We start from the raw sequence: 16,497 nt of genomic DNA on the forward strand, positions 1-16,497 counted from the left end.
CCGGCCCCGGGAGGCCGCCATGTCAGCAACCGGACCGACGGCCGAGGCCCATCTGCGGCGCATGGCGGACGTCCTGGACGAGGCCCGGCAGGGTCTCTCGGACGACGTGCCCCCGAGGTCCCTGCTCTTCGGTCTGCAACGGCTCGTCGACGCCGACTCGGCCAGCTTCTCGGAGATAGACATCCCGACCCGGCTCTGCTTCAGCCAGCAGGACACCGACCCGGACGACCCGGGCGAGGACTTGGTGGACGGCTACTGGCGCTGGCGCCACCAGCATCTGCAGTGCCTACAGGTCTCGCGGCCGCACAGCAGCCCCGAGACCACACAGCTGACGGACTTCATGTCGGTGCGCCGGCTGACGGGCCTGGCGATCTACACCGAGTTCATCGCTCCGATGAAGAGCATCGCGACCATCACCCTGCCCACCGCCCCGAACCGCACGCGCGTCTTCCAGTTCTTCCGCGAGGCCCCGAAGCCGTTCACAGACCGCGAAATGCTCACACTGCAACTGATGGCGCCGCACGTGTACGAGCTCTACCGAGAGGCGGCCCGCAGACGCCGCCCCCCGGTCCGCCTCACCCACCGCGAACTCGATGTCCTGCGCTGCCTCGCCCTCGGACTGAACACCCGGCAGATCGCCGAACAGCTCTCCGTCTCGCCCAGCACCGTCCGCAAGCACCTGGAGAACGCCTTCAGCCGTCTCGGGGTGTCCAGCCGGACGGCTGCGCTGGCCCGGGTGTTCCCGGAACAAGAGACGCCCTGAGCCGAGCGGCCCGGAGGTTCGCGCACGGGCACCGATGAATCCCGCTGTCGTGCGAGGTCTCTCCTCTGAAGGGACCATGTCGTTCCAAGGAGGAGAGCCATGTCCGATGTGGCACCGCAGACCGAGATCGACCCGCGCTACGGCAGCCCCGGAGCGGCGGCGACCCCCTGGCCGGAGGCCGTGGCGCGGCTGACCGCGGCCGAGCTGTACTGGTTGTCGACGGTACGGCCGGACGGGCGACCGCATGTGACGCCGCTGATCGGCGTCTGGCAGGACGGGGCGCTGCACTTCGCCACCGGCGCGCAGGAGCGCAAGGCCCTCAACCTCGCCGGGAATCCGCAGGTCGTCCTCACCACGGGCACCAACACCTGGGCCGAGGGCTACGACCTCGTCGTCGAGGGCGAGGCGGTCCGCGTCACGGACCACGCCCGGCTGCGCGGCCTGGCCAAGGCGTGGGAGGAGAAGTACGGCCCCGAGTGGCATTTCGAGGTACGGGAGGATGCCGAGTTCCAGGGCACGTTCCAGGGAGAGGGCGGCCCCGCTCTTGTCTTCGCTGTGGCGCCCCGCACCGCTTTCGGGTTCGGTAAGGGGGAGCCGTTCAGCCAGACGCGCTGGCGGTTCGAGTGATGCAGCAGATGCAGTAGATCCAGCACATGACGTCGTACGACAAAGGAGTCGTCCCATGGACATGACCCTCGAAGTGATCATGCTGCCGGTCACCGACGTGGACCGGGCCAAGGAGTTCTACCGGGACAAGGTCGGTTTCCACGTGGACCTCGACCGAGAGGTGATGGAGGGCGTGCGGATCGTGCAGCTGACGCCGCCCGGGTCCGGATGTTCCATCGCGCTCATCGACGGCCTCCCGATCCCGACGGGGACGCCGCAGCCGGGGACGTACCACGGTATGCAGCTGTGTGTGGAGGACGCCAAGGTGGCGTACGAGGAGCTGAGGGAGCGGGGTCTCGACGTCAGCGAGCCGCAGGCCTTCTCGCCGGAGGACGGCGCCACATTCATGTACTTCAAGGACCCGGACGGCAACGGCTGGGCGATCCAGGAGTACCGGCAGCGGGCGGCCAAGCCTCTGCACACGCTGCTCGGTGAACTGGCCGCGCAGCGGCAGTAGTTCACCAGCAGCAACACGACGCGGGAAAGCCGCGGTGCCTTGGCGCCGCGGCTTTGCGGCGGAGGGGACGACGAACCTTGAGCGCAGTTTCCAGCGGGCCCGCACTCACTGAGTCACAGCTCGCTCACCAGCTCACCGAGCTGGGAATCGGCGAGGGGGGCGTTCTGCTGGTGCACTCCTCCCTGCGCTCCCTCGGAAAGGTCGAGGGAGGAGCGGCCACCGTGCTCCGCGCGCTGCGGCGCGTGCTCGGTCCTGACGGCACCGTCGTCGTTCCCGCGTTCACCTCGGACAACTCGTCCACGTCAACCGCCCACCTGGAACGGGTCCGCGGCCTGAGCGACGAGGCCCGAACCACCTTCCGGGACAACATGCCACCCTTCGACCCGGCGACCACCCCGTCGACCGACGTGGGAATCCTGGCCGAGACCACCCGACTCCATCCACACTCCCTGCGCAGCGCCCACCCCCAGACCTCCTTTTCCGCCCTCGGCCCCCACGCCGCGAAGATCACCGCCGGCCATCGCCCCGACTGCCTCCTGGGCGAGAGCTCACCTCTGGCCCAGCTGTACGAGCTGCGCGCACAGATCCTGCTCATCGGCGTCGGCTTCAACAGGTGCACCGCCTTCCATCTCGGCGAGTACCGAGTCGACTCCCCTCCCCATCGGACCTACAGGTGCGTGGTCCGCCGCGACGGCCGGCGCCAGTGGTGGGAGTACGACGATGTCGCCTTGGACGACAGCGATTTCGGGGCGCTGGGGGCGGAGTTCGAGGGCGCGGGGTTGGGCGCGGAGGCGGCCGTGCGGGTCGGCACGGTGGGGGCGGCTCAGTGCCGGGTGGCGGGGTTCGTGGACGCGGTTGATTTCGCGCAGGGGTGGTTTCCCGGGCATCGGGTCGTCGGCCGCTAGTTCTGGGAGACGCCGTAGGGCCGACGGTTCGCTGCCGTCGGCCCTACGTGTCGTGTCAAAGCTGCTTACAGCACCGGCAGGTTCTTCCGCAGCTCGAACGCCGTCACCTCGGAGCGGTACTCCTCCCACTCCTGGCGCTTGTTGCGGAGGAAGAAGTCGAAGACGTGTTCGCCCAGGGTTTCGGCGACCAGTTCGCTGCGTTCCATGAGGGTCAGGGCCTCGCCGAGGTTCTGGGGCAGGGGCTCGATGCCCATGGCGCGGCGTTCGGCGTCGGAGAGGGCCCAGACGTCGTCGTCGGCGCCCGGGGGGAGCTCGTAGCCCTCTTCGATGCCCTTGAGGCCGGCGGCGAGGAGCATCGCGTACGCCAGGTACGGGTTCGCGCCCGAGTCGATGGAGCGGACCTCGACCCGTGCCGAGCCCGTCTTGCCGGGCTTGTACATCGGGACGCGGACCAGGGCGGAGCGGTTGTTGTGGCCCCAGCAGATGTACGAGGGGGCCTCGCCGCCGGCGCCCGCGGTGCGCTCCGAGCCGCCCCAGATGCGCTTGTAGGAGTTGACCCACTGGTTGGTGACCGCGGAGATCTCCGCGGCGTGCTTCAGCAGGCCCGCGATGAAGGAGCGGCCGACCTTGGAGAGCTGGTACTCCGAGCCGGACTCGTAGAACGCGTTGCGGTCGCCCTCGAAGAGCGAGAGGTGCGTGTGCATGCCCGAGCCGGGGTGCTCTGAGAACGGCTTCGGCATGAAGGTGGCCTGAATGCCCTGCTCCAGCGCGACCTGCTTCATGACCAGGCGGAACGTCATGATGTTGTCCGCCGTGGACAGCGCGTCGGCGTACCGCAGGTCGATCTCCTGCTGGCCCGGCGCGCCCTCGTGGTGCGAGAACTCGACGGAGATGCCCATCGACTCCAGCATGGTGATCGCCTGACGGCGGAAGTCCATGCCGACGTTCTGCGGGGTGTGGTCGAAGTAGCCGGAGTTGTCCGCGGGGGTGGGCCGCGTACCGTCCAGCGGGCGGTCCTTCAGCAGGAAGAACTCGATCTCCGGGTGGGTGTAGAACGTGAAGCCCAGGTCGGAGGTCTTCGTGAGGGTGCGCTTGAGGACGTAGCGCGGGTCCGCGAAGGACGGGGAGCCGTCCGGCATCAGGATGTCGCAGAACATCCGGGCCGTGCCCGGGGCCTCCGCGCGCCACGGCAGGACCTGGAAGGTCGAGGGGTCCGGCTTGGCGATCATGTCCGATTCGTATACGCGGGCGAAGCCCTCGATCGCCGAGCCGTCGAAGCCGATGCCCTCGTCGAAGGCCTGTTCCAGCTCTGCCGGGGCCACGGCCACCGACTTGAGGAAGCCGAGTACGTCCGTGAACCACAGGCGTACGAACCGGATGTCACGCTCCTCCAGTGTCCGGAGCACGAACTCCTGCTGCTTGTCCATCTTCCGCTTCCACCCATCCTTGCTGGTCAGGCCGCCTGCTCCCACGCCTCGGGGACGGTCGGGGCACCTGAGCATCCCACCACAACAGCATTTCATGCGCGTTGCCGACCTTGATCGGCCGGCCGACCTCGGTGTGAACGCCTCGCATACGGCAGGTGTCCCACTCCGAACCTCTGCCGAATCCCGCTCTGGTTCTGCTCTGATGCCCATAGTGCCTGCTCGGGGGCTCATCTGTAATGGGCGGCCCCTGTCCCACTACGATCAGCTGTCCCGACCGTCCCCCACGTATAAGGACTCGCCATGGGTTCCGCGAAGAACACGAGCAGCGCCTCGCGCAAGGCCCGCATAGAGGAGATGCGCCGCGCCGAGCAGTCCCGCGAGCGTCGCAACCGGATCCTCGTGATCGGCGCCAGTGTGGTCGTCGTCGCCGGGCTCGTCGTCGGTGGTGTCGTCCTCGTCCAGTCGCAGTCCGACAAGGACGACACCGCCGGCGACTCCAAGGCGGCCTCGGGGCGCTTCACCACGGGCTCCGACGGGGTGAAAACCTGGAGCGAGAAGCTTTCCCAGACGCACGTCACCAAGACCGTGGACTACCCGATGGAGCCCCCCGTCGGCGGTGACCACAACGCGGTCTGGATGAACTGCAACGGCGACGTCTACACCAAGGCGGTCGACAACATGAACGCCGTGCACTCCCTGGAACATGGCGCGGTCTGGGTGACGTACAACAGCAAGGCCGCGGACGCCGACGTGAAGGCTCTCGCGGAGAAGGTCAAGAAGACCCCGTACACACTGATGAGTCCCGTCGAGGACCAGGCGGACCCGATCATGCTCAGTGCGTGGGGCAAGCAGCGCACCGTGACCAGCGCGACCGACGCCAACGTCGACAAGTTCCTCGAGTCCTTCGTGCAGGGCGAGCAGACGCCGGAGCCGGGTGCCGCGTGCACCGGCGGACTGTCCCAGTGAACCGGATGAAACAGATCGGCTGGATCTCGGGGGCCGCGGCGGCGGTGCTCGTCGCGGCCGGGGCGATCACGTATGCGGTCGCTGACGGGGTGGGGGGCAGTGGCGACTCGGCGGTCGTCGTTCCCGCTGCCGATTCCGCCGACGCGGGGTTCGCCCGGGACATGGCGGTTCATCATCAGCAGGCCGTCGAGATGTCGTACATCGTGCGGGACCGCACCAAGAACGTGGAGGTACGGCGCCTCGCGTACGACATCGCGCAGACGCAGGCCAACCAGCGGGGCATGCTGCTGGGCTGGCTCGATCTGTGGGAGCTGCCGAAGGTGTCTTCGGACGGGCCCATGGCGTGGATGGGCATGGACGGGATGGTCTCCGGTGAGGACGGGGCGCTGATGCCCGGCATGGCGACCAATACCGAGCTGGAGAAGCTCGACACGCTGAGCGGTGAGGCGGCCGAGGTCTTCTATCTGCGGTTGATGACCTCTCATCACAAGGGTGGGATCCACATGGCCGAGGGGTGTGTGGAGAAGTGTGAGGTCGGGGTGGAGCGGAGGCTGGCCACGGGGATGGTGGAGGCGCAGCAGTCCGAGATCGACCTTATGGCGGGGATGCTGGAGGCTCGGGGGGCGTAGTCCCGGCCGGGTGCCTGGGGTTTGTGGGGGGGGCGGGGCCGGGGGCCGGTACATCCGCCCGTCGCCGCCGGATCAGACCTTGGGCGAGTAGGGAGCGTCCGGTGACGCGAACGTACGCGACGGGCTTGTGATGTACCGGCCCCCGGCCCCTCCCGTGCGTCTTCGGCTGCGGGCTGTGCCTCCCTCCGGCATTCGCTGACAGATCGTCAGTTTTGGTGGTTCGTGTTGCGTGCCGTCCCAAATGTCCGTCGGAAGTGGCCACTTGGGGTTTCCTTGGGCTGTTCATTTCCCTGGCATGGACGGTTCATCGTCAGAGTGGCCTCCATCGCGTGATCCATTCCCTGTGCACCCATGTGGCGCAGGGGTCTGTGCGGATCACCGAACCGACCACTACATGCGACGAACCACATCGCAGGGGGTTTTATGAGATCCAACCGCGCAGTGCTGCGCGCCGGGGTGAGCATGGCAGCGACACTGCCCCTGCTCGCCGGGGCGCTGGCGTTCGGCATACCCGTGGCCCAGGCGGCGGACGGTCCGAGCCGGGACACCCTCGCGGGTACGAAGCCCACCTGGGCGACGGCCAAGGCGGACAAGGGCGCCACGGCCGACGGTTCCCAGGTCTCCGCCCGGGTCTACCTCGCCGGCCGGGACGCCTCCGGTCTGGCCGCGTACGCCAAGGCCGTGTCCGACCCGGAGTCGGCCTCGTACGGGAGTTACCTCAGCGCCACGCAGGCGCAGAATCGCTTCGGCGCGACCGAGGCGCAGGTCGCCGCGGTGACTTCGTGGCTGAAGTCGGCGGGTCTGAAGGTCACCGGCTCCACGCAGCACTACGTCTCCGTGACGGGTGATGTCGCCGATGCCGAGAAGGCGTTCGACACCCAGCTGCACAACTACGCCAAGGGCACGAAGACTTACCGTGCGCCGTCGAAGACGGCCTCCGCGCCGGCCGCCCTGGACGGCGCCGTCCTGACCGTCACCGGCCTGGACAACGCCCCGCACAAGGCGACGCACAGCGACACCCTTCCGCCGCCGGACGCCGTGTTCAACAACGCCGGGCCGTTCTCCTCGTACTACGGCTCGAACATCGCGAGCACGCTGCCGGACGCGTACGGCACGAAGATCCCGTACGCCGTCCAGGGCTACACCGGCAAGCAGTTGCGCGCCGCCTACGGGGCGGGCACTAGCACCGGCAAGGGGGTGCGGGTCGCCATCACCGACGCGTACGCCTCGCCGACCATCGCGTACGACGCCGCCACCTATGCCAAGAAGCACGGCGACGCGGCGTACAGCAGCGGTCAGTTGCGCCAGGTGCTGCCCAGCCACTACACGAAGACCGAGGAGTGCGGGGCCGCGGGCTGGTACGGCGAGGAAACCCTCGACGTCGAGGCCGTGCACGCGGTCGCGCCCGGCGCGAGCATCACCTATGTGGGTGCCGCCTCCTGCTACGACGACGATCTGCTCGACTCGCTCAACAAGATCGTCGACGGGCACCTGGCCGACATCGTCTCCAACTCCTGGGGCGACATCGAGGCCAACGAGACGCCCGACATCGCGGCCGCCTACGACCAGGTCTTCCAGTTCGGCGCGGTCGAGGGCATCGGCTTCTACTTCTCCTCCGGCGACAACGGCGACGAGGTCGCCAACACCGGTACGAAGCAGGTCGACACCCCGGCCAACTCGGCGTGGGTGACGGCTGTCGGCGGTACCTCGCTGGCGGTCGGCAAGGGTGACAAGTATCAGTTCGAGACCGGCTGGGGCACCGAGCGGGCCGTGTTGTCGGCGGATGGGAAGAGTTGGACGGACTTCCCGGGTGCGTTCACCTCCGGCGCGGGTGGCGGCACCAGCAAGACCGTGTCGCAGCCCTTCTACCAGAAGGGTGTCGTCCCGGACTCGCTTGCCAAGGCGAACGGTACGGCGGCCATGCGTACCGTGCCGGACATCTCTGCGGTCGCCGATCCCAACACCGGATTCAAGGTCGGCCAGACGCAGACCCAGCCGGACGGGTCGCAGGCCTACAGCGAGTACCGGATCGGCGGCACCTCGCTCGCCGCGCCGGTGATCGCGGGTGTCCAGGCGCTGGCCCAGCAGGCTCGGGGCGGTAAGTCGATCGGCTTCGCCAACCCGGCGATCTACGCCAAGTACGGCTCGAAGGCGTACCACGACGTCACGGACAACCCCACGGGGGCCGGGCTCGCCGTGGCACGCGTCGACTTCGTCAACGGATATGACGCGACGGACGGGCTCACCACGTCTGTTCGCAGCCTTGGCAAGGACAGCTCGCTTCACGCTGTGAAGGGGTACGACGACGTCACCGGGGTGGGTACGCCCGCGAGCGGCTACGTCCAGTCGTTCCGCCGCCGCTGAGGTCCACGCGCCCGCCCCCGACGGAGGTCTCGTCGGGGGCGGGCGTACGTCCAGGGGGCGCGAGGTGCCGCCCGGCGCCCGCCACCCCATCGCGTCGCTCTGACGATTACACTGATCCTCGTGCCTCCACTGAACTTCCGGTCGCCCTATCAGCACGGCTTCGCACGCGTCGCCGCCTGTACGGGCCACACCGTCATCACGGACCCGCACGCCAACGCCGAGGCGGTCCTGCGCCACGCGCGCAGATGCGCCGACGAGGGCGTGGCCGTCGCCGTCTTCCCGGAGATGGTGCTGTGCGGCTACTCGATCGAGGACCTGCTCCTCCAGGACGCGCTGCTCGACCAGGTCGAGGAGGCGCTCCGGGACGTAGTGGCGGGATCGGCCCAGCTGCTGCCGGTGCTGCTCGTCGGTGCCCCGCTGCGCCACCGCGACCGGGTCTACAACTGCGCGGTGGTCGTGCACCGCGGCCGGGTCCTCGGTGTCGTGCCCAAGTCGTACCCGCCGAACTACCGGGAGTTCTACGAGCGCCGGCAGATCGCCTCGGGCGACGGTGAGCGCGGCGGCACGATCCGGGTCGGCGGGGAGTCGGTGCCGTTCGGCGTGGACCTGCTGTTCGCGGCGGACGACGTGGCAGGGCTGGTGCTGCACACGGAGATCTGCGAGGACATGTGGGTGCCGGTGCCGCCGAGCGCCGAGGCGGCCCTGGCCGGTGCGACCGTCCTCGCCAACCTCTCCGGCAGCCCGATCACCGTCGGCCGCGCCGAGGACCGCAAGCTGTTGTGCCGCTCGGCGTCCGCGCGCTGCCTCGCCGCGTACGTCTACGCGGCGGCCGGTCTTGGCGAGTCGACCACCGACCTGTCCTGGGACGGCCAGACCCTGATCTACGAGAACGGGGTGCTGCTGGCCGAGTCCGACCGCTTCCCGCTCGACGACCAGTTCGCCGTCGCCGACGTCGACCTCGACCTGCTGCGGCAGGAGCGGCAGCGGATGGGCACCTTCGACGACAACCGGCGCACGCATGGCGCCCGTACGGCCGACTTCCGGACGGTTTCGTTCGAACTCGACCCGCCCACCGGTGACTTGGGCCTGCGGCGGCGTATCGAGCGCTTCCCGTTCGTGCCCGCGGACCCCGACCGGCTGGCCCTGGACTGCTACGAGGCGTACAACATCCAGGTCGCCGGCCTGCAGCAGCGGCTCGCGTCGATCGGTGGCGCGAAAGTGGTCATCGGGGTCTCCGGCGGGCTCGACTCCACGCACGCGCTGATCGTCGCCGCCCGTGCGATGGACCGGGCGGGGCGTCCGCGCAGCGACATCCTGGCCTGGACGCTGCCCGGCTTCGCCACCAGCGACCACACCAAGGACAACGCGCACAGGCTGATGGCCGCCCTCGGCGTCACCGCGGCCGAGCTGGACATCACGCCGACCGCCCGGCTGATGCTGAAGGAGATGGGCCACCCGTTCGCCTCCGGCGAGCCGGTGTACGACGTCACCTTCGAGAACGTCCAGGCAGGACTGCGCACCGACTACCTGTTCCGGCTCGCCAACCAGCGCGGCGGCATCGTGCTCGGCACCGGTGACCTCTCGGAGCTGGCGCTCGGCTGGTCCACGTACGGCGTGGGCGACCAGATGAGCCACTACAACGTCAACTCGGGAGTGCCGAAGACGCTGATCCAGCATCTGATCCGCTGGGTCATCGGCAGCGACCAGTTCGGCGAGGAGGCGGGCAAGATCCTCGCCGCGATCCTCGACACCGAGATCAGCCCGGAACTCGTACCGGGTGAGGAGATGCAGTCCACCGAGTCGAAGATCGGCCCGTACGCGCTGCACGACTTCACCCTGTTCCATGTGCTGCGCTACGGCTTCCGGCCGTCGAAGATCGCCTTCCTGGCCTGGCACGCCTGGCACGACGCGGACGCCGGCGCCTGGCCGCCGGGCTTCCCCGAGGCCAAGCGAGTGGCGTACGACCTGCCGGAGATCCGGCAGTGGCTGGAGGTGTTCTGCCGTCGCTTCTTCGCGTTCGCGCAGTTCAAGCGCTCGGCCATGCCGAACGGGCCGAAGGTCTCGGCGGGCGGTTCGCTGTCACCGCGAGGCGACTGGCGAGCACCGTCGGACAGTTCGGCGACGGTCTGGCTGCGGGATCTTGCCCGCTTCGACTAGGCCGGGGACAATCCAGCCCCTCCGGCGTTTGAGGAGCGGGGGTTCGGGGGCGGAGCCCCCGAGGACGGGACGGGTAGGGGCGGCGGGGGCGAAGAAACGCTCAGTGGTGCACCGACTCCGCGTGCTCCGGCACATGCGAGGCCACCACACGCTCCCGGCCGCCCACTGACACCGGGCCCCGCTTGTCCACCACGTAGGCCACCCCGGCAACTCCCAGCCCCAGCACGGCCAGCCCCGCGCCCACGACCGCCGGGGACGTCACGCCGAGGCCCGCTGCGAGCGCGAGCCCCCCGATCCACGCGCCCCCGGCGTTGGCCAGGTTGAACGCGGCCTGGTTGGCCGAGGAGGCGAGGGACGGGGCCGACGACGCCTTCTCCATCACCATCAGCAGCAGCGGCGAACTGGTCACGAACGCCGCCGTGCCGAGCAGGACCACTGCGAGCGCGGCGCTCCACGCCGTCGCCATCAGTACCGGGAACAGTGCCAGGACCGCCGCGAGCGAGACCAGGCCGCCGAAGAGCGTGCCCCGCATCGACCGGTCCGCCAGACGCCCGCCCAGCAGGTTGCCCGCCGTGGCGCCGACACCGAACAGCGCAAGGAGCAGGGTCACGCTCGAGTCGGCGTACCCGGCGGCGTCCGTCAGCATCGGTGTGATGTAGCTGTACGCGGCGAACAGCGCGCCGAAGCCGGCGACCGTCGTGCCGAGGGCCAGCCAGACCGGGAGCGAACGCAGGGCGGCAAGTTCGCCGCGCAGGCCCGCGGCGGGCCCGTGAGTGCTGTCGCGAGGGACGAGGAGCGCCAGTGACACCACGGCCAGGAGGCCGATCACACTGACGCCGAGGAAGGTGGAGCGCCAGCCCATGTGCTGGCCCATGAGGGTCGCGGCCGGTACACCCACGACGTTCGCGACCGTCAGGCCCAGGAACATCAGCGAGACGGAGCGTGCCTTGCGTTCGGGGGCCACCAGGCTGGTGGCGACGACTGCGCCGACGCCGAAGAAGGCGCCGTGCGGCAGGCCGCTGAGGAAACGGGCTGCCATGAGCCAGTGGTAGTCGGGGGCGAGGGCGGAGAGCGCGTTGCCGGCGACGAAGAGGAGCATGAGGCCGATCAGGACCTTGCGGCGGGACACGCGCGCGGTGGCCGCGGCCAGGAGCGGGGCGCCGATGACCACGCCGAGCGCGTAGGCGGAGACCAGGTGGCCGGCGGTGGGGATCGATATGTGCAGGTCGTCCGCGACGTCGGGCAGCAGGCCCATCATCACGAACTCGGTGGTGCCGATGCCGAAGGCGCCCACGGCGAGGGCGAGCAGGGCCAGAGGCATGAGGGGCCTTTCAAGGGAATTGCGGGCGCGCGGCGGTGCGTGGGGACGTACGTGCGCGCAGGGCTGCGCCCGTGCACACCGATGTGCACGGGACGCGTAAGTTCATCTGTGGAACAAAGCCTCTCAGGCCCAGTATTCCAGGAGGTTAAGACCCGGTTGCCGAGATCTTCACGCGGGCGGCGATCGGAAGGTGGTCGCTGCCGGTCTCGGGCAGGGTCCACGAGGTCACCGGCTCGATCCCCTTGACCATGATCTGGTCGATCCGGGCCATCGGGAACGACGCGGGCCAGCTGAAGCCGAAGCCGCTGCCCGCCGCGCCCTGCGTGGAGCGCATCTGCGCGGTGACGGCGTTCAGGGCGCGGTCGTTCATCGTGCCGTTGAGGTCGCCGAGCAGCGCGACCAGCTTGATCGGCTCGGCGGCGATCGCCTCGCCCAGCGCGTCGGCGCTCTTGTCACGCTGGCGGGCGGTGAACCCGGCCTCCAGCTTCACCCGTACCGAGGGCAGGTGGGCGACGTACACGGCGATCGGACCCTCCGGCGTCGCCACCGTCGCGCGCATCGCACGGGTCCAGCCCAGCTTGATGTCCACGGGCTCGACACCGGTCAGCGGGTACTTGCTCCACAGTCCGACGGTGCCCTCCACCGAGTGGTACTTGTACGTCGACGCGAGCGCCTTCTCGTACGTCGGGACCGCGGTGGCCGTCAGCTCTTCGAGGGCCAGGACGTCGGCGCCCGACGCGGCCACGTCGGCGGCGGTGCCGGACGGGTCCGGGTTGTCCGCGTTGACGTTGTGCGTGGCGAGGGTCAGGTTGCCGCCGCTGCCGGTCTTGTCGGTGAGGAGCCCGCCGAAGATGTTCAGCCAGACGATCGCGGGCAGCAGCACGGCGATCAGGGCGGTCGCCGACTTCCGTACGAAGGCGAGGATCAGCAGGACCGGCACGGCGAGCCCGAACCAGGGCAGGAAGGTCTCCGTGAGGCTGCCGAGGTTTCCGATCACGTTCGGGATCCGCGAGTGCAGCACCATCACCAGCGAGAGGATCGCCGCGAGCGCGGCGAGGATCAGACCGCGGCGCCAGATGCCGCGGTCGCCGCGCCAGCCGTCGAGCAGGCGCCGAAGCCGGGACCCTCTGCGGTCGGGCCCCTGGCCGCCGCTGCCCGTCTCCGTCATATACGCCTGCGCCATACCGTCGCCTCACAACTTGCCGTGCACACCGACTGCCCCGCGGCTACGACCCTAGGGGATGATCCGTGTCGTTCCTGCCGTCCCATGACGGCCGTACGGGCACGAGGACGTACAACTTCGCTTCCGGAGTTCCGAATGCGGAGGTGGAACGCCTCCCCTGTGACGAAACCGGCACATTCGGCCCGTCAGAAAACATGTGCGCAGAGTGGCGTGAGCGGTCGCCTCGGCGGCTACGGCTTGGCGGGGCGCAGTCCCTCCAACACCCTGTCGACGATCTGCTCCGCGAGGTCCTCGGGGAGTGCGGACTCGGGGTGCATCACGGTGCGTACGAGCATGGGGCCGACGAACATGTCGTAGAGCAGTTCGATGTCGGTGTCGGCACGGAGCTGGCCGTTCTCCTGTCCGCGGCGCAGGACTTCCTGGCCCATCCGGCGCCTGGGGTGGATGACGGTCGTGTGGTACGCGCTCCAGAGCTTGGGGCTGCTCTTCATCTGGACGTAGACGTTGTGCAGGATCGCCGACGAGCGGTTGGCCAGGGCACGAAGACGCAGCGACTCCAGGAGGACGACGAGGTCGTCGCGCATCGAGGTGCCGGGGAGTTCCGGGTCCGGGGGCTCGGCGGCGCGCAGGACGTCGACGAAGAGTTCCTCCTTGCCGCTCCAGCGGCGGTAGATGGTCGCCTTGCCGACGCCCGCGGTGCGGGCGACGCGCTCGATGGAGACCTCGCCGAGGGGCACGCCCTCCTCCAGGAGTTTCATCACGCCTTCGAGGATGGAGCGTTCCACGGCCTCGCTGCGGGGGCGTCCCCTCGGGGGGCCCTCTTGCCTGTCCTGGCTGCCGGCGAGGCTCACGTCGAACTCCGTTTCTCTGTCGGACCTGGGGTGATTCTCCCTGGTGTACGCGGCTGGTCAGTGCTCCGCCTTCACCAACTCCACCTCCTTCTCGCCCTCCTGCGGCGCGGGAGTCCGGCCCGGCAGGAACAGGAACACGACCAACGCGCCGATGACGGCGACACCCGCGCCGCACAGGGCGGTGACGTGCATGGCGTGCAGGAAGGCGTCGTTGGCGGGGGTGATCAGGGCCTTGCCCTCGGGGCCGAGCCGGGCGGCCACACCGAGGGTGGCCTCGATGGACCCGCCGGCGGCGTCGCGGAGGCCGGCAGGGACCAGGGAGAGCTTGTCCTCGATGCCGCTGCGGTAGGCCGCGGAGAGGACGGAGCCGAGGACGGCGATGCCGAGTGCGCCGCCGACCTGGCGGAAGGTGTTGCTGAGGGCGGACGCGGAGCCCGCCTTCTCGCGCGGCAGGGCCTGCATGATCACGACACTGGTCGGGGTCATGATGTGCGCCATACCGGTGCCCATGAAGAAGAAGATGACTTCCAGGATCCAGATCGGCGTGTCCGCCTCCAGCGTGGCGAACGCGGCCAGCATCGCGGCGATGATCAGCAGCCCCGCCGTGCAGGTGGCCTTGTTGCCGAACCGGTCGACGACGAGGCGGGCGCGCGGCGCGAAGATGAGCTGGGCGACGGCGAGCGGCAGCATCAACAGACCGGTCTGGAGCGGCGAGTAGCCCCGCACGCTCTGCGTGTAGAAGACCGAGAAGAAGGTCACACCCATCAGCGCGAAGAACACGAGCGCGATGGCGGACATCGCGGCCGAGAAGACCTTGTTCTTGAAGTAGGTGACATCGATGGACGGGTGGTCGCTGCGCTTCTCGAACACGACGAAGGCGATCAGTACCGCGAGTCCGGCCGCGATGGTCAGGAGGACCGTCGGATCGGTGAAGTCGGCCAGCTCGCCGCCCTTGATGATGCCGTAGACCAGCAGGACGAGGCCGACGACGGACAGGACGACGCCGATCGGGTCGACACGGCCGGGGTTCGGGTCACGTGAGTCGGGAACCAGCCAGATCATCAGGGCGATCGCGATGATCACGATCGGGACGTTGACCAGGAAGACCGAGCCCCACCAGAAGTGGTCCAGGAGTACGCCGCCGGTGATCGGGCCGATCGCGATGGCGAGGCCGACGCCGCCGGCCCAGATGCCGATGGCCTTGGGCTGCTCGTCGCGCTCGAAGACGTTCATCAGGACGGAGAGGGTGGCGGGCATCACGAACGCGGCGCCGAAGCCCATCACCGCGCGGAACACGATGAGCTGGACCGGCGAGCCGGACTCGGCGGCCAGGGCCGAACCTATGCCGAACACGGCGAGACCGGCGAGCAGCATCTTCTTGCGGCCGAGCCGGTCGCCGAGGAGGCCCGCGGTGAAGAGCAGTCCGGCGAAGACGAGCGTGTAGGCGTTGATGGCCCACTCCAGCTCGCCCTGGGTGGCGCCGAGGCCGACGGGCTCGGGGGTCGAGATCGTCTTGATCGCGACGTTCAGGATCGAGTTGTCGAGCACCACGATCAGCAGGCTCAACATGAGCACGCCGAGGATGGCCCAGCGGCGCTTGTGCACCGCCTCGGACACGTGTCGTTCGGTAGCGGGAGCGGAAGTTGTCATGCGGCACAGCCTAGCGATATTCGATACGGCACCGTCTCGTATCGAAAATGCTTTACGGAGACCTTGCGAAGAGACCTAGGTCGCAGGGATGAGACCCCCCGGGTGGGTCTGGGGCCCGGTCTAGCCGCGATTGGCACGAGGTGCCACCATGGAGGTGATCCGGGGACGCCGTCAGGGCGCCTCGAGATGACAGAAGGAGCCGTTGCGATGACGCAGCTTTCGGCTGCCGCCGAGCAGCCCACGGAGGGTGTGCGCCCGTCCACCGACAGCAGCAAGGCGCTGTACGGGGGCAAGAGCACCCGACGTATCACGGTGCGCGACATCACCGCCGCCAAGGAGCGCGGCGAGAAGTGGCCCATGCTCACGGCGTACGACGCGATGACCGCGTCCGTCTTCGACGAGGCCGGCATCCCGGTCATGCTCGTCGGCGACTCGGCGGGCAACTGCCACCTCGGGTACGAGACCACCGTGCCCGTCACCATGGACGAGATGACCATGCTGTCGGCCGCGGTCGTACGGGGCACCTCGCGCGCCCTGATCGTCGCCGACCTGCCCTTCGGCTCCTACCAGGAGGGACCGGTCCAGGCGCTGCGCTCGGCCACCCGCCTCGTCAAGGAGGCCGGGGTCGGCGCGGTGAAGCTGGAGGGCGGCGAGCGCTCGCACCGCCAGATCGAGCTCCTCGTGGAGTCGGGCATCCCCGTCATGGCCCACATCGGGCTGACCCCGCAGTCCGTGAACTCCATGGGCTACCGCGTGCAGGGCCGCGGCGAGGAGGCGGCCAACCAGCTGCTGCGCGACGCCAAGGCGGTCCAGGACGCGGGCGCGTTCGCCGTCGTCCTGGAGCTGGTCCCGGCCGAGCTGGCCGCCGAGGTCACCCGCACCCTGCACATCCCGACGGTCGGCATCGGCGCGGGCCCGGAGACGGACGCGCAGGTCCTCGTCTGGACCGACATGCTCGGGCTGACCGGCGGCAAGATGCCGAAGTTCGTCAAGAAGTACGCCAACCTGCGCGAGGTCATGGGCAACGCGGCGAAGGCGTTCGCCGACGACGTCATCGGCGGAACGTTCCCGCTGGACGAGCACTCCGTGCACTGAGATCAAGTAAGGGCCTTGCGAGGTCCACCGAGCCACTGCGGCAACGAGGCGACCCGTCGAACT

The 16,497-nt window shown here is 69.1% G+C and carries 14 protein-coding genes; 9 read left to right on the top strand and 5 right to left on the bottom strand.

The genetic code is table 11. From position 1 onward, the window contains the following. The first annotated feature begins 19 nt into the window (after positions 1 to 19). From OG219_RS14080 to OG219_RS14095, 4 genes are all read left to right on the top strand, one after another. Positions 20 to 763: a response regulator transcription factor gene (locus OG219_RS14080; protein ID WP_266826426.1), complete on the top strand. Its 744-nt coding sequence runs from the start codon at positions 20 to 22 to the stop codon at positions 761 to 763. 99 nt (positions 764 to 862) lie between these two features. Continuing rightward, the gene (locus OG219_RS14085) at positions 863 to 1,390 is read left to right on the top strand and encodes a pyridoxamine 5'-phosphate oxidase family protein (RefSeq protein ID WP_266826428.1); all 528 of its coding nucleotides are present in this window, start codon (positions 863 to 865) and stop codon (positions 1,388 to 1,390) included. 55 nt (positions 1,391 to 1,445) lie between these two features. Continuing rightward, positions 1,446 to 1,886 carry a VOC family protein gene (locus tag OG219_RS14090; protein WP_266826430.1) on the top strand — a complete coding sequence of 147 codons (441 nt, stop codon included), beginning with the start codon at positions 1,446 to 1,448 and terminating at the stop codon, positions 1,884 to 1,886. 77 nt (positions 1,887 to 1,963) lie between these two features. Then, complete coding sequence (locus OG219_RS14095; protein WP_266826432.1) at positions 1,964 to 2,791, top strand: aminoglycoside N(3)-acetyltransferase; 828 nt, start codon at positions 1,964 to 1,966, stop codon at positions 2,789 to 2,791. A gap of 65 nt (positions 2,792 to 2,856) precedes the next feature. On the opposite strand, the gene OG219_RS14100 is transcribed toward OG219_RS14095, so the two are convergent. After that, positions 2,857 to 4,218, bottom strand: a complete 1,362-nt coding sequence (locus tag OG219_RS14100) for a glutamine synthetase family protein (RefSeq protein ID WP_266826434.1) — start codon at positions 4,216 to 4,218, stop codon at positions 2,857 to 2,859. 300 nt (positions 4,219 to 4,518) lie between these two features. Between OG219_RS14100 and OG219_RS14105 the strand changes: the two genes are divergently transcribed. The 4 genes from OG219_RS14105 to OG219_RS14120 all read left to right on the top strand — a co-directional run bounded on the left by OG219_RS14105 (position 4,519) and on the right by OG219_RS14120 (position 10,334). Continuing rightward, positions 4,519 to 5,184, top strand: coding sequence for a DUF3105 domain-containing protein (locus OG219_RS14105; protein ID WP_266826436.1), 666 nt, complete (start codon positions 4,519 to 4,521; stop codon positions 5,182 to 5,184). Between the two features lie 5 nt (positions 5,185 to 5,189). Then, a complete protein-coding gene (locus OG219_RS14110; protein WP_266826438.1) occupies positions 5,190 to 5,813 on the top strand; it encodes a DUF305 domain-containing protein in 624 nt (207 codons plus the stop codon). A gap of 423 nt (positions 5,814 to 6,236) precedes the next feature. After that, positions 6,237 to 8,177, top strand: a complete 1,941-nt coding sequence (locus OG219_RS14115; RefSeq protein WP_266826440.1) for a protease pro-enzyme activation domain-containing protein — start codon at positions 6,237 to 6,239, stop codon at positions 8,175 to 8,177. Positions 8,178 to 8,297: 120 nt separating this feature from the next. Further along, positions 8,298 to 10,334 (top strand): NAD(+) synthase, encoded by a 2,037-nt coding sequence (locus OG219_RS14120; protein ID WP_266826442.1) that lies wholly within the window; start codon positions 8,298 to 8,300, stop codon positions 10,332 to 10,334. A gap of 100 nt (positions 10,335 to 10,434) precedes the next feature. On the opposite strand, the gene OG219_RS14125 is transcribed toward OG219_RS14120, so the two are convergent. From OG219_RS14125 to OG219_RS14140, 4 genes are all read right to left on the bottom strand, one after another. Beyond that, positions 10,435 to 11,655 (bottom strand): MFS transporter, encoded by a 1,221-nt coding sequence (locus OG219_RS14125; RefSeq protein ID WP_266826444.1) that lies wholly within the window; start codon positions 11,653 to 11,655, stop codon positions 10,435 to 10,437. A 145-nt stretch (positions 11,656 to 11,800) separates the two neighbouring features. Continuing rightward, positions 11,801 to 12,838: an endonuclease/exonuclease/phosphatase family protein gene (locus tag OG219_RS14130; RefSeq protein ID WP_266826446.1), complete on the bottom strand. Its 1,038-nt coding sequence runs from the start codon at positions 12,836 to 12,838 to the stop codon at positions 11,801 to 11,803. A gap of 230 nt (positions 12,839 to 13,068) precedes the next feature. Next, complete coding sequence (locus tag OG219_RS14135) at positions 13,069 to 13,689, bottom strand: TetR/AcrR family transcriptional regulator (RefSeq protein WP_266826447.1); 621 nt, start codon at positions 13,687 to 13,689, stop codon at positions 13,069 to 13,071. Between the two features lie 57 nt (positions 13,690 to 13,746). Further along, the gene (locus tag OG219_RS14140) at positions 13,747 to 15,339 is read right to left on the bottom strand and encodes an MFS transporter (RefSeq protein ID WP_266826448.1); all 1,593 of its coding nucleotides are present in this window, start codon (positions 15,337 to 15,339) and stop codon (positions 13,747 to 13,749) included. 207 nt (positions 15,340 to 15,546) lie between these two features. Between OG219_RS14140 and panB the strand changes: the two genes are divergently transcribed. Beyond that, on the top strand, positions 15,547 to 16,434 hold the full coding sequence (panB, locus tag OG219_RS14145) for a 3-methyl-2-oxobutanoate hydroxymethyltransferase (RefSeq protein WP_266826450.1): 888 nt from the start codon (positions 15,547 to 15,549) through the stop codon (positions 16,432 to 16,434). Positions 16,435 to 16,497: the final 63 nt, after the last annotated feature.

It is taken from the genome of Streptomyces sp. NBC_00038 (assembly GCF_026343635.1).
Classification (GTDB): domain Bacteria; phylum Actinomycetota; class Actinomycetes; order Streptomycetales; family Streptomycetaceae; genus Streptomyces.